This window comes from Mobiluncus mulieris ATCC 35243 (assembly GCF_000160615.1).
Taxonomy (GTDB): domain Bacteria; phylum Actinomycetota; class Actinomycetes; order Actinomycetales; family Actinomycetaceae; genus Mobiluncus; species Mobiluncus mulieris.
In genome coordinates this window covers 380,902-394,259 of record NZ_GG668520.1, presented here as the reverse complement: position 1 = coordinate 394,259, position 13,358 = coordinate 380,902, and the positions used below count along the sequence as shown (strand labels likewise).

General features: G+C 54.5%; 11 protein-coding genes. 4 read left to right on the top strand and 7 right to left on the bottom strand.

Annotation, left to right across the window (positions count from 1 at the left end; genetic code table 11):
* Positions 1 to 60: 60 nt before the first annotated feature.
* The 4 genes from HMPREF0577_RS09600 to HMPREF0577_RS09585 all read left to right on the top strand — a co-directional run bounded on the left by HMPREF0577_RS09600 (position 61) and on the right by HMPREF0577_RS09585 (position 3,440).
* Positions 61 to 915 (top strand): ABC-three component system protein, encoded by an 855-nt coding sequence (locus tag HMPREF0577_RS09600; protein ID WP_248613783.1) that lies wholly within the window; start codon positions 61 to 63, stop codon positions 913 to 915.
* The gene (locus HMPREF0577_RS09595; RefSeq protein WP_170315179.1) at positions 899 to 1,153 is read left to right on the top strand and encodes an ABC-three component system middle component 6; all 255 of its coding nucleotides are present in this window, start codon (positions 899 to 901) and stop codon (positions 1,151 to 1,153) included. Before HMPREF0577_RS09600 ends, HMPREF0577_RS09595 begins: the two co-directional genes overlap by 17 nt.
* Complete coding sequence (locus HMPREF0577_RS09590) at positions 1,140 to 2,828, top strand: ABC-three component system protein (RefSeq protein ID WP_004013679.1); 1,689 nt, start codon at positions 1,140 to 1,142, stop codon at positions 2,826 to 2,828. Before HMPREF0577_RS09595 ends, HMPREF0577_RS09590 begins: the two co-directional genes overlap by 14 nt.
* A 126-nt stretch (positions 2,829 to 2,954) precedes the next feature.
* Positions 2,955 to 3,440: a hypothetical protein gene (locus tag HMPREF0577_RS09585; RefSeq protein WP_004013678.1), complete on the top strand. Its 486-nt coding sequence runs from the start codon at positions 2,955 to 2,957 to the stop codon at positions 3,438 to 3,440.
* Positions 3,441 to 3,505: 65 nt separating this feature from the next.
* Here HMPREF0577_RS09585 and HMPREF0577_RS09580 read toward each other — a convergent pair whose 3' ends face one another.
* From HMPREF0577_RS09580 to HMPREF0577_RS09550, 7 genes are all read right to left on the bottom strand, one after another.
* Complete coding sequence (locus HMPREF0577_RS09580) at positions 3,506 to 7,570, bottom strand: cell wall-binding repeat-containing protein (RefSeq protein WP_004013677.1); 4,065 nt, start codon at positions 7,568 to 7,570, stop codon at positions 3,506 to 3,508.
* Between the two features lie 205 nt (positions 7,571 to 7,775).
* Positions 7,776 to 7,916 (bottom strand): hypothetical protein, encoded by a 141-nt coding sequence (locus tag HMPREF0577_RS11610; RefSeq protein ID WP_004013675.1) that lies wholly within the window; start codon positions 7,914 to 7,916, stop codon positions 7,776 to 7,778.
* 22 nt (positions 7,917 to 7,938) lie between these two features.
* Entirely contained in the window at positions 7,939 to 8,616 is a 678-nt protein-coding gene (locus HMPREF0577_RS09575) for an RloB family protein (protein ID WP_004013674.1), read from the bottom strand.
* Entirely contained in the window at positions 8,609 to 9,985 is a 1,377-nt protein-coding gene (locus tag HMPREF0577_RS09570; RefSeq protein ID WP_004013673.1) for an AAA family ATPase, read from the bottom strand. The genes HMPREF0577_RS09575 and HMPREF0577_RS09570 overlap by 8 nt, the downstream gene beginning before the upstream one ends.
* Before the next feature lie 209 nt (positions 9,986 to 10,194).
* Positions 10,195 to 10,521 (bottom strand): DUF2283 domain-containing protein, encoded by a 327-nt coding sequence (locus tag HMPREF0577_RS09565; RefSeq protein WP_244854213.1) that lies wholly within the window; start codon positions 10,519 to 10,521, stop codon positions 10,195 to 10,197.
* 253 nt (positions 10,522 to 10,774) lie between these two features.
* A complete protein-coding gene (locus HMPREF0577_RS09555) occupies positions 10,775 to 11,170 on the bottom strand; it encodes a hypothetical protein (RefSeq protein ID WP_004013670.1) in 396 nt (131 codons plus the stop codon).
* A 314-nt stretch (positions 11,171 to 11,484) separates the two neighbouring features.
* Complete coding sequence (locus tag HMPREF0577_RS09550) at positions 11,485 to 13,236, bottom strand: CAP domain-containing protein (RefSeq protein ID WP_050750040.1); 1,752 nt, start codon at positions 13,234 to 13,236, stop codon at positions 11,485 to 11,487.
* Positions 13,237 to 13,358: the final 122 nt, after the last annotated feature.

The following is a 13,358-nucleotide window of genomic DNA, read 5'->3' as shown; positions in this document are numbered from 1 at the left end:
TAACATGACGCGCGTTGCCGCTATTCTGGAGAGGCCTTCGAGGCTTATGTAGAGTCAGTTTTGAAGCGTTTCCACACGGATTATTTGAACCCCGACCCGATGGGGAGTAGAGGTGACGGTGGTTGTGATGGTATCGCGGATAACGGGTCGGTGTTGTATGCGTGCTATGGGCAGCGTGCGGCTAGCGAAATTGACCGCAAGACTAAGGACAAGTTGGAATCAGATTTCATTAAAGCGCTTGAGAATTGGGATGAGTTTACCACATGGCGTTTTGTGACTAATGCAGGATTTGGTAAGGATTCCACAAAAACGTTGATTGATTTGCGAAATCTGCATGCGCCGGGTACGGCTCGCCCGGTTACGCTTGAAGTGTGGAACCCAGATGATTTGTGGTTCAAGGCTGTTAAGGAACTCTCAAAGGAACAGTTGGATGAGATTATGCCTGGCGTACCTCACTCTCAGAATGTGGAGCTGGCTGATTTGGTGGATTTGATTGAGTCTTTGGAGCAGGTTCCGGACGATGGCGAACAGTTGGAACATATTAATCCAGTCCCGGCTACGAAGATGGAGTTTAATAAGCTTTCCGAATTGACCAGAATAGAGTTTAACGCAGGTAGGGTTTTGTCTCCTCGGATTGACCGATGGTTCGCTGCCCAGGCCGACCCGGGATTGCGTGATGAGAAAGCAGCTTCTTTCCGGAAAATTTACCGGAATACCAAACAAGCAACTCATGAACCCAGCGAAATAGTCGAGCGTGTCTACACGGCTCTTGGGGGACAGGATGTCAGAATGTCTACTAAACGGGCTAATGCGGTGTACGCAGTAACCGTGTATTTTTTCGATACCTGCGATATTTTCGAAGAACCACCGGCTGGCTATATGGAAGGGGGCGAGAATAATGCTATTGCCGACTAAGGGGATTTCACCGCAACGCGCGTTGTTAACGGTGGGTGGCAGCTTGCTGTCTTTGTTGGACTCCCCAGCTACGGTATCGGGTTTGTGGGAACGATTCTCTAACTCCTATAGAGGAGACGAGAACGCCGATAAAGTTACTTTTGACTGGTTTGCCTTAGCCTTGTCAATGTTGTTCGCGATTCGTGTAGTCTCGTGGAATGAATCGGGTCAGTTAGTGAGGAATTATGTTTCTGCATGAACTTGGTTCGTCTGACGGGCGTTTTAAGCAGCTGCGGTTTCATGAGGGGATGAATATTCTCTTGGCTGATAAGACGATGGAGTCTTCCTTGAAGGATAGCCGTAATGGTGCTGGGAAAACAAGCTTTATTCGGATTCTGCGCTACATTCTTGATGGGAGTGCTAGCGATGCTTTGAAGTTGGAAGCGTTGAAAGGACATTCTTTTTGGGCTGATTTGGATTTGACGGGCGCGGTCACCAGGGTAGAACGTCCAGTATCACCTCAAACTAGGGTAAAGGTCGCGGGGATTAGCGAGGATATCAGGGAATGGCGTTTGAAACTCTCGAGACTTTTCGGGATGCCCTTGGATTGCGCTAAGCCTACGGTAGGACAACTTTTCGCTCAGTTGGCGCGTGATTCTTTTATTCCCCTCAAGACATATGCTGCGGAGCCAGCGTGGGAATCTGGTTTGCGTATCGGGTATTTTCTGGGGTTTTCCCCCGAGATTTTGTCTAAGGCTGGAGAAATATCGGCTTTAGAGAAAAACCAGAAGTCATTGAAGAAAGCGATAGCGGCGGGTGCTTTGGGGATGACAACTAATGAAGCCGAGCTGCGCGCACGTTTGGCTCAAATCCGTCAACAGCGAGACCAGTTGCAGGCCAGTATTTCCGAGTTCCGGGTCGACGCGCAATACGAAATGCACCAAAACGAGGCAGATCGTTTAAGCCACAAGATTAGGGATTTAAACGATGACGGTGTCGCGCTGGAACGGCGCAAACACGACCTGGAAGACGCGATTAGACTAGAAAAACCGTCAACTACCACAACGCAGACAGTCAAGCAGCTGAGCGACTTATACCAAGAAATCGGTGTGGTGCTGCCCGATGTGGTGACGCGTCGTTTCGATGAGGTTAGGGAGTTTTACGCCTCGGTGGTGAACAATCGTAGCTTGTTCCTGGAAGGGGAACTCAAGTCTGTTGCCCAACGTCTGGCACGTATTAAGGAAGAACGCGCTAGTCTCGACCAGCAGCGCAGCGAAGTAATGCGAATCCTGGAGGCCTCTATGGCTTTGGAAACCTTCCGTGAGGCCGAACGTAAGCTCGCAGAATTGGATTCCCAAGTCGCTGCCACGGAACAAAAACTGGAGTTAGTACAGTCCTTACACGATGAAGGCCTACATATAAACAACCGGAAATCCGAGGCCGAAGCCGCCCTGCGTGCTGAAATCGGTGAGCGAGAGAAACCTTTAGAAGAATCTATCGGCTTATTCCACCAGTTAGGCGAGGAAATATACCAAGACAGGAACGCGTCACTACTGGTAGAAGCCACCAACAAAGGCGTGTTGAAAGTTGAGCCTAAAATCGATGGTGACGCATCTGCCGGGATTCAAGGAGTGAAAACTTTCCTGTTGGACATGATTTGCGTCACCTCTGCTATCTACCTCGGGCGTGCCCCACGTATCTTGGTACATGACAGTCAACTATTTGACTCTATGGACGACCGTCAGGTCGCCTCATGCCTGAATATTGGTGCACGCCTGGCTAATCAGACTGGCTTCCAATACATAGTCACCATGAACTCCGACCGACTCGCCGCTGCAGAAAGGGAAGGTTTCAAACGTCGAGGTTATCCCATCAAACCCACCCTGACCGATGTAGGCGAGCATGGCGGTCTTTTCGGCTTCCGCTTCGAATAACCACAAAATACCCACGAACCACACCACCTTGCGATGCAAGTACCCCAACCTCCGCCTAAAACTTAGGTTAAGCTCAAAGGTAAATTCAGGTTCCCAGCAAAACGCGCCAAAACCGAAAGGCACCTCATGAAGCCGCCGAAACCGCTAAGAGCAGCCATCATCACCGTCGTGGCCGTGGTCGTGATTGTGTTCCTTCTACCCGCCGCGTTTTGGTTCTATAATTGGCAAAACGACCGCGTCGGTATCGGTGGGAAAACCCGCACCGTTATACAAATGGAACAAAACCCCCTGGTTGCCCCCGAAGTCGCCGGACTCAAACGCCTCAAAATCGAACACTCTGAACCTGCCGGATTGGGAATGTATAACGGCAACGAAGTCACCGCCTGGTATCGGCCACCACAGGGGCAAACCCCGACGTACCTGCGCAAATTCATCAAACTGGCCGAAGCCCAAGGATTTATCCACGCGAATCCGCCCGACGAAAACTCGGCAGTTATGGAACATCCCGGTACCCGCCAGAAACTTTACCTTGACATAGTTAGTGCCGAGAACCAATCGTGGCAAGACCCCTCGGATTACGGCACGATTTGTGTTTTAATCGAATCCCGTTAACCGCGCAGACCCCGGAGCTGCACTCCGGGGTCTGACGCTATGGGCAAATCTTAGGACTATATGTCCTACTTCGTGAAAACCGGCAGGTTCTCCGGCAGAGCCGCGCGACCCCCGAACAGGTGCGCCGCGCGCGTCCCGGTTGGCACATTGACCCGGCGCGAGTCACTCAACACCAGCGAGGCATTCAGCGACGGCGCCAAAGCCCCCGCGACCAGCGAATCCGCATAGGATTTCCCGTTGGCAACCATGACAGTGCCAGTGTTCGGCATAATCTCGGCCAGGCGATACGCGGTTTCGTACCGGTCGGAACCAACCACCTGGTTCACACCCGTCCCCGCCCCGGCACAGGCGGCTCCACCAGCACAAATCGTGGTTTTAGCCGCATTGTCGCTGGCGACTCGTGAACCCGGACGAACCAAGTCAACCATCCCCCCCATCCGGGCGGCGGCGGCCGCACAGGCCAGCGCGTCAGGGAAGTCCCCGCCGGTAGCATTACAAGCGATAGCGGATTTACCCCCCAAAGCCTTGAGGGTCGCAGCCTTCACCGCAGCAGCAGTGGCATACCGGTCAACCCCAGCATGGCGGATTACCTCCAAACCAGCGTTCTTTAGCTGGGCTTCCTTCGCAGCCGACACCGCCTGGTATCCACCAACAATATGAACCGTCTTAGTCTTATACGCCTTCAAAGAATCCAAAATAGACTGCTCCAACACACTACCGGTACTCAACACGACCCCACCCTTATATGCACCCGCCAGAGCACCACCAACCAGGGCATCCGGAAAACTAGACCCGGTAGCCAACACGACTACTTCATGGTTCTTCGCCAGCCCCAACGCCGCCACCGAGGTAGCCACCCGGTCAGCCCCAGCCGCACGCTTCACCGCACTCTTCGGCAAATCCAGCTTCTTGGTGAACTGCTTATCAAACTTGTTTCCCACCGACTGCTTAGCACCGGGCTTCTTGTCACCGGGCTTTTCCTTCCCGCCCCCAGCCTTCTTGGCCGGGGTGGACGGGCTAAAAGACCCACCAAACGAGCCACCATACCAGCTGGAACCAAAATTCCCTGGCACAGCAGGGGTATCGGGAATAATCGGGGCGAATCCGGGGATTAGCTTGTTGACGGCAACCGCCAGGACATGCGCGGAATGCGCGTAGCCTTCCGCGCCGGTGGCGGCCTCATCTATAACCCCGTCACCACCTATAGCCAAAGTAGGCTGTCCCAGGTAGTTACCGATAAACGCCACCGAGCGACCGAAGCGGGCGTGTTCCCCGGTGGTATTCAACACGATGACTTTATCCCCCAGCGCTGTCACCGGGGTAATTCCGGCGGGAATATCCGTCAAGCGCAGCACATAAGCCGCGCCGTTTTCCCCTTGTCCGCTCGCGCCAACAGCCAGCAGCCCCGAAGAGTTTTTACCAGAAACCGGCAAAACATCGAGCGCCCATCCGAAACCGCTTTCTTGACTGGCACCGGTAATTAGTCGAATATTTGAGTCTGTCTTTCCCGCATCGGCGGGGTCAATCATCCGTTTACTCACGGATTCGGTGGTTCCCAAAACCAGTGCCACCCCACCTTCAGTTTGGTTCATTACCGCGCCACCATCAAAGCCAATCACAAAGTCCCCAATGCCGTCCCCGTTCACGTCCCCAGAGGGAGCGATAGAGTTACCCGCCCCCAGTCGATAGGACAGCGCGTCTGACATGACCAGTTCATAGCCGGAACCCGGCATATCATCCTGCAAGTTCACCGGTCGGTGTTCCCGGTTGCCGTAAACCACCCACGCGGTGCCCGGCACGGTGAACTTTTCAGTAAAACTGTTGAAATCAGCTAAAACATAGTCACCCACGCTATCTGCGTTCACATCGCCGACCGGCGTGAAAGCACTGAGCGTGTGGCCCTTGGGGGTGTTGACGCGCCAAATCACATCCGGGTTAGGGGCATTCAGATTCTGTAAGTTGATGGTTCTGCCTGTCGCGTTGCCTTTGACAATAAACGCCGAGCCATAGGTTTGGGTATTGTCCCCCATCGCCAGAGGCGCATTCGACACTACGAACCCCAGGTCGGCCAAACCGTCGCCATCCACGTCGCCCACCCGGGTAACCTGGAAACCGGCCGCCCCGTTTTCGTGGGGCATATCCACTATGTAGCCGCGCGTCGAATCGAGTTTGTTCAAATCTGTTTGCGCCAGGGCTGTCCCGCCATAGATTACCCACACGCGTCCCATAGATACTGATGAGGCCGCAATATCGTCCACTCCGTCACCGTTCACATCACCCAGACAGTCGACACTAAATCCAAAGGCAGCGTCAACCCCCGGGTCGGAGGTTTTTTTCGGCCCCAGAATGCTGATAACCCCGCTGTTGCCTTCGACGCTGCCCCCAGCGGTGCCGCCGGGGACTATCTGTACCTGCCCGGTTACGTTGAAAACCCAGCCGTGCGTGTCAGTGGAATCCTCGTAGAACGAATCGAATTTGTATTCCGAGCGCACCGCCGATCCGGCAACCAAATCTGGTTTGCCGTCTCCCGTCACGTCACAGCTACCTTTAGCTAAGACTGCCCCAAAACCGGAGGTGAATTCGCCCAACCAGGATTTTTGGTCAGCCTCGTCTACCGGCTGATAAGCCGGGGCGGCACTGGGTGCGGGCGGTTGGGGGGACGTTGGCTGTGCCGGGGGTGTGGTCTGGTTTTGCCGACGCATATCCACGGTCCACACATCGACTTTGCCTTTGGTGTCAACGGTATAAATTCCAACCAGGTCGGTATCTAAATTGTCAGCCGGGACGGTGCCGACATAATACCCGCCATCGCCAGAGCCGCCTTCTTCACTGGCCAAAATCGCCGCCTGGCTGCCAGGAATGGAGTCCAACCCGCGACCGGTGTTCCAGTTTTGTCCCAAGGCTTTTTCGCTGACAATCACCGCGCCGGGGTGTTCTTCGTCCCCGGGTCGCGAAATCACCAGGGCACCACGGTTGTCCACGTCATATTGCGGCACATATGCCAGGCTGGTGCCGATATGTCCCCGGTTGGCCTGTCGAATCAAAGTTCCCGCCGGATGGCCATTGCGAACCACCGGGATTTGCGATGCCGAACAAACGTCAACGCTCACCGTCCCGGTTGTCTGTTTGCTGCCAAAAATAATCGCGACTGCGCCGGTGCTGCCATTGGCTTCCGGCGCGCCGACAGCAAAGTCGTCTAAATCATCGCCGTTAACATCCCCTATTGCCACCAAAGACGTACCGAAGGCACCTTCGCTAGCCTGGATGGTGGTTCCAACCTCGGCGGCGTTTCCAGGTTCCGCCTCGGCGGGAATCGCATACACCAAGTTTTGCGATGGTTTCCCCACCCCGATGGTGGTATCCCCGTTCAGGGCATCACCCAGCGGCGCAATCTGCGCCGCCCCCTGGCCAATGTCCCAAGATTTCGCGGCTTTGTCAACACCATTGTCACCGGCCGGTAAACTGTCGAAAAGATACGCCTTGTCCCCGGCGGCAACCAGCATCCCCGGGGTGTCAAGCCCTGGGGTCAAGGGACTCAATGACGAAACCGACCCGCCGAAAGTATAGGTGGCCGCCGTTGGAAACACCTTGCCATCAGCGAGTTTACCCGCTTCGCTGACATAAATCTTGTTTCCGTTGGCCACCGCCAGTACCGGGTTTTCGCCCCGGTTGCGTTTCACGCAGCTAAGCTGCCAATCCCCGTCGCCCTCGGGAAGACCCACGTGTATCGCGCCGGGTTGTTCCGTAATCGAACGCTCCACGTCGTCTTTATCGGAGCCATAAGGGATATAGTCCAGGATGTGAATCTGGTGGTTTTTCTGGTCAAGGAACACCATGTCGGTGTGTATATCCCCCACCACATTACAGGAAACTTGCGGAACCCGCCCCGCATCCGGGTACGTAATACGTGATGTTTTCCGGATGACATCTCCGTAGCGGCTCAGGTCGATTCCTGACCATTTACGAGCGTCGGAGTCTGCCACACTGGCTTTCTTTTCCGGTGCTGTCTCAAGGGGTGCGGCGGTGGCGACGGCCGTGATACCGGCCGATACTGCCAGCCCGCCAGCCAGGAGTGTCGATATCAGAATGCGACTGAATCTGTTGCAACTAAAAAATGGGGAATTCCCCATACTTCACCTCACTGTCAGTAAATATTTAGGTTCACCTAAATATACCTTGACCTGCGCTTAAATGCATATTTGGGAATCATTCCCGGTTTGATTGGTGGTGGTCGTCGTCGACCCGGTTGCGTTTGTCCTCCGCTTCACGAGGTGCCATTTGGGGTTTCGGCGTATACCTACGTGTCGGATGATGATTATCACGGGTTTGCCGCTTCTACTGCTTCGCGTGGCGGCGCGCGGGCGAAGCCCGCATAACGCCGCCGTAACTGGCGAAGGCGGTCAGCGACAGCAACGATTTGCTGTCGCCGCCGAAGCACCCCAAGCGGCGAAGCCGCAAGCGCGCGGCGTATTTCATGGGGTGTTTTCTTCCCATCAACCTAGAGCAAAGAAAGAATCTCGAAGAATCTGGGCATTGCCGAAGCCAAGCTAGATTTCGGGATTTGGTTCTCTTGTAAGCCCCCTGCTGCTCGCAGCGCGTTAGACACGGCGAGTCGGCAGGTCTCTGCGTTCACATCGAATCCAGGATTCAAATCCTTACCCAAAAGTACATTATTTATCTCACATTGTTTATCCAGATTCTTAGAGTCCTGAGTCGGGGTAATCCCTTGAAGATGCCACAAAAGCCAGACTTCAAATTTTAGGCGGGTGACTACCAGATTCACAGCTTCAGACTTGGCGTACTTTACAGCCTTTTGCAAAACCGAGCTGCCGTCCTTACCCGTTTCATTCCATCGGTCATAGTCAACAACCGCAAAACAGTGTGAGAACGGCTTTAAATCTTTTGCCCCTTTCCCACCATATTTCGCTTTGTCCACATCTCGATACTTGACACATTCTTTGGTTACATCCAGCGGATTCGAATGGTGAAATTTCAAGTTCTCACTCGGACGTATGGTGAAGCTAATGTGCTTTTCCCGAGCCAAAGTCACCAGTCTCCTGAAATATGCGGGCTCTGTCACACTGCCTTCACAAACAACCAAGACTCTGGTGTCGATATCGTGACGGCGGGGACGTTTTTGCCTAGTCAGCGGGTTTCGCGGGGGCTTTTTAGCCATGGACGACTCCCCCGAGCGGAGGGCGCTGTCCTTCTTGCACCAGATTCACCAGGGCTTCTTCGGAAATATTGGGGATAGCGCCATAGCGTTCTCCACGGTAGCGTGTCTCGTAGTTGGCGTTTTTGTGTGTCTCGAAACTATCTAGAGGATACAGCTGCGAAGCTCCTTCCGGGTTCTTTTCCACAAACCAGAAAGACTCCGGTTCTAATCCTAATTCCTTCATATACTCCAAGAAATTGGTGTTGTGACTGCTGAAAACCAGCTGAGCTTGATGCACATTGACCTGTGGGTTGGTGAAGGCACGTACAATAACTTCCACCAGCCTCTGGTGCAGACTCGCATCGAGTTCGTCTGCCACCAGCACCCCACCGGTACGCAGCACTCGCAGAATGCTTGGTGCATACGCTAGCCAAGACAGTGTTCCGTCGGATTCATCCGCCGTGGTGAAACGCGTCTTTTCGCGTCCTTGATGCGTAAACACCAGGTTGTATGCAATACTCTCGGCATCTTCCTCGGTAATTGCGGTTGTTGATTCTTGCCCCGACTCACCGCTACTTTCCTTCGCGTCTCCTTCCAGTACCCCACGGATAGCTCGAAATTTTGCTAGCACCTCAGCGGGAATTTTCTTCTCGTCCAGAGCCACCGAGGTAATCCCCGTATCCGCCAAATTCAACAGTCTCGAAGCGTCCTCTAGCCGGAATTCCTTATCCTTAATCATCTGAATCAGTAATTGCCGGCGGCGGTTCTGATGTATCTCTCCCGTAGGAATAAAATCCACAAAATCGGAGGCAACAGCTGCGGACAGGCTCGCGAGCTGTGTTTCCGGAAGACGCGAGGAAAACGGGAATACCAGTTCTTTACTGGTGGCACTTTGCAACACGCGTTTGTCTGCGGCGGTGAGGATGCCTTGTCTCCAGGTTATATTGGAGCGGCCATCTTCGACTTCGCGTTCAAATATTTTGTTCCAATGCCCGGTCTTGTTGTTTACCTCGTACAATGATTCCGCCTCGACCCCTTGTGCGCCGTAGGCAAAATAGTACCGATAGCGCACACCTTCGTGCAGGAAATCGAATTCGAATTCGCTGGGATCTTGCCTCCGGCTCTCCTCCAGCATAAAAGGCATATAAGGCAGCGGCGCTATGAAGCCACGAACCTGCATCGCCATCGCAGCCGCAACATACCCCATGGCATCGATTACATTACTCTTGCCCGCCGCATTGGGTCCCATCAGGATTGTCACCGGCCTGACGTGAGGTTCCCACCCCCCTTTAACCAGGGGGGAGCCGCCTACTCTCCCCTTCACAAAGTCGATGGTTTGCGTTTCATCGACACTGCGAAAGTTCTTGACACTAAAAAACAGGATTCGCACCCCTAAATTCTACCAAATAGACTGATTTCTGTAAATATTACGCAGATTCCATTACTTTCAACCATTTTGACTCTTTTTCTTACGTTTCTTTCGAAGGGTCTTTCCGTACGGTTTCACGAGGTGCCATCCGGGATTTCCGGCGCTCTCCCGGAAATGCGCCGACCCCGGGTTTCCCCGGGGTCATCGCCATAGAGTTGTCCCTGAACGGCCTAGGCGCTGATTAAATCGCGGGTATCGCGCGGCGCAATCAAAATCGCATCAGTGCCGACCGAATAGTGTGCCAAGTATTGGTTCAGAGTGGGTTGCAGTTTTGCAAGTTCTTCGGCCACTTCGGAATGTACGTGGTGCTTCTGTAACAGGTCGGTGGGAACTTTTTCGTCAAAGTCCAGCAATTCCAACCCCACAGCGACACCCATCGCGTCCATATCCAGCATCATAGTGTCCGACAGCTCAATGGTGCGAGCCACCGGCTGGGAAGACAAGCGCATATAAGCAACGCCTTGGGTCATATCAATCTCGAGCCTCACTCTATTCACAAGTCACTCCTCTCCCTTGAAATACGCCGTGATAACAGTATACGGTCCCGTCTCATCGAGCGGTGGCTGAATGACCACGCTCAGGGTCTCCCCGCTTGATAAATTTCCAGAGTAGCGCATTCTACCGGGTTTATTACCGGGGGCAGACAACGAGTATCTACGCAGCAGCTCTCTAATCTGCAGTTCGGTGACACCCCGCATTTCCATGCGTTCACGCGAGTGCGGAATAAAAACAAGCTCCACATCCATGCTGTCAGGCCTCCCAAATCAAATCAAATTTGAGTTCGCGAGGTGTTCCACCATCAACAGAAACGCGAATAACGTGAAGTCCCAGGTTGACAGCGGGAAGGTTGAAACGAAATGAAAACATGACGCCAGCCTTGCCGTCATAACGAACCGCGTTGCTGGTGGGCAGGGCAACATCCACAGCCGCCACCGCGTAATCGCCTGGTAAAACCACTTCAATACGCAGGGGCACGGCCTGAGCTTGCGCGTCTGCACGAATGCGACCCGCCAGAGAAAATTCAATTTTTTGCTGGGTTTGTGGAACCCTCATTTCAGTAAAGCTGGCATCTAAAGCTGTAAGTGAACCATTACGGATTGCTGCGTAACCTGCAAGAAAAGCGTAGTCAAGTTCAGGCTTTCTCATGAATTGATTATCTCACAACAGGATAAAGCGAGGGCAGGCTCTGTGTTCAAAACAGGTGTAAGGTATGGAGTTCCGTTCGCTTCTTCCGTCCGCTCTGTCACTTGCGTTTGTCCTCCGCTTCACGAGGTGCCATCCGGGATTTCCGGCGCTCTCCCGGAAATGCGTAGACCCCGGGTTTCCCCGGGGTCTACGCTATGCAATTATGGAGGACAGACGTCTTACGTGCAGCACCGCGCGGGCGAAAAAGCGAGTCGCAGCGCCGCGCGGGCGAAGCGGGCGAAGCGGGCGAAGCGGGCGAAGCGGGCGGGTGAAGGCTAGAAGACGGATAACTTAGCCAAGCCATCGCTCCACGAGACCACCACGTCGTAGCCTGAAAGCTTGAAAATCTTGGATCGCACCACCAGGCGGAACTGCAAACCGTTGTCAGCGGGAGTAACCCGGTTAATCACCAGACGATTCGTAGTGGTGCCCTCGAAATGGCCATCGTCATAAATCGGATCCCACCGGCCGGAACGCATCACCTGCCACTCGAAGGTCGTGTCAAACAGCGACCCGTCGGGGTCAAGAATCGGGGCGGCCTCGAAAACGGCACGCGACCCAATCGTGGTGCGAGCCGAGGCCGGCATATTCTTCAGACCCTGCACCGCGACCCGAATCGGGTCAGAGATAGCCTCGCCTTCGGTAGAGGTCGCTATCAGGCGGTATTCGGTGGTTTTCGAACGTTTCCACGTCCAAATCCCGTCGGGAATAAAGGTCTCGGAGGTGGCGCCGGGGATGTTGGTCCATTCGCCGCCGTCGATACGTTGCTGCCACTGGTATTTGGCCATGGGCCAGGCTTCGATTTGCATGCGAATCGGGTTAATCATCTTGTAGCCAACCCCGGTCAAAGGCTGTTCGAGGATGTGGATTTTCGGGGCGGTTTTCTCGAGGGGAGTCAGCGGGTCGAACAGGGCGACTTGATAGTCGTAGGTGGATTTGGCGGTGCCTTTCACGCCTTCGACGTGGACGTTGTACACGCGGTTTTCTTGACCCATCGGGAGACGCTCAATGGTGGGGAATTTCATGAGGAGCGTGGAATAATCCGCAATAGCCCGGGGGGTGAAGGCTACGCCGGGTTGGCCGGGGCGCACAACGGTGAGGGGAACTTCGCGACCGTCAGGGTCGATGATTTTCGCGGTGGCTTCAGAGAGGTCGCCGTTTAGAACCGAGAAGCTCCAGCGTTCCATGTCGGGGCCGTCTTTGGTTAGGCCGACCGAGGTTAGTAACTGTTTGGGGAAGAACCCGGCGGAGGGCCAGCTTATCCAGGCGGGAGTGGGGGCTTCCGTATTGCGCATTTTATCGGCGGAAAGAGCCGGGTAGGGTTCGCCGGTGCGAACCGAGATGGCGGTGTAGCCCTCTGCCGCCCCGATAGAGGTGACGGCCAGTTGCGGATCTTGCATGAACAGACGGTGGCCGAGCTGGTCATTGACAGGGTTTTTCGGCGAGGAATAATCCATATAGTACCACAGGGCGGTTTCCGCCGAGGTTTGAGACACGGATTGGGCAAGGTTGGAATGGCGGGCACCACGCACCGCGTTTTCGGTGGCACAAGCGAAGCCCTGAGCGGCCGGGTAGTGGGAAAGTTCCCCGTTGCGGGCGCTGACCATCGCCGCAGCCTGGGTGTAGGGGTTGATGGCTTGGGTGTCGTCAAGGGTCACAGCGTTAAGTCCATTGAGGCCGCGCAGGAAGTTCCAGGATTCGACGATGGGAGCAACCCCATCACGTACAGCCTGCCCGGCTTCACAGTCATTGAGTTTGACCCCAACCGAGGTGACGGGGCGAATCATGTTTTTTTCGTAGCGCTTAAGAAATTCGCGTTGGACTTCAGATTTGATGGTGGTATCGATGGCGTTGTTGCCCGGCGCGGCGGGCTCCAAGAGTTCCCCGGAATATCCGGGGTTTGACCCGGCGGCTCGCAAGGTTTTCATGTCGCTGGAGTGCTGGGAGGCGGCAAAGGTGGAAGATAAAATGGTCAGCACAGCGAAACCAGCTATGATACTGGTTGCTACGGTTGCTGATGCACGCATTTTTTCACGTCCTGTAGGGTTTCCCCGCCGGCTCGCGGCTTTCCAATACTGTCCCGTCATAATCGTATCCGCTGGGAGCAAGCGATATAAAGACTTTACTAAGCCCCGAATCCGGCACGGGG

Excerpts from the sequence above, each read along its gene's own strand:
- HMPREF0577_RS09595 (WP_170315179.1), top strand. The coding sequence starts at position 899 with ATGCTATTGCCGACTAAGGGGATTTCACCGCAACGCGCGTTGTTAACG.
- HMPREF0577_RS09590 (WP_004013679.1), top strand. The coding sequence starts at position 1,140 with ATGTTTCTGCATGAACTTGGTTCGTCTGACGGGCGTTTTAAGCAGCTG.
- HMPREF0577_RS09585 (WP_004013678.1), top strand. The coding sequence starts at position 2,955 with ATGAAGCCGCCGAAACCGCTAAGAGCAGCCATCATCACCGTCGTGGCC.
- HMPREF0577_RS09580 (WP_004013677.1), bottom strand. The coding sequence starts at position 7,570 with ATGGGGAATTCCCCATTTTTTAGTTGCAACAGATTCAGTCGCATTCTG.
- HMPREF0577_RS11610 (WP_004013675.1), bottom strand. The coding sequence starts at position 7,916 with ATGAAATACGCCGCGCGCTTGCGGCTTCGCCGCTTGGGGTGCTTCGGC.
- HMPREF0577_RS09575 (WP_004013674.1), bottom strand. The coding sequence starts at position 8,616 with ATGGCTAAAAAGCCCCCGCGAAACCCGCTGACTAGGCAAAAACGTCCC.
- HMPREF0577_RS09555 (WP_004013670.1), bottom strand. The coding sequence starts at position 11,170 with ATGAGAAAGCCTGAACTTGACTACGCTTTTCTTGCAGGTTACGCAGCA.
- HMPREF0577_RS09550 (WP_050750040.1), bottom strand. The coding sequence starts at position 13,236 with ATGCGTGCATCAGCAACCGTAGCAACCAGTATCATAGCTGGTTTCGCT.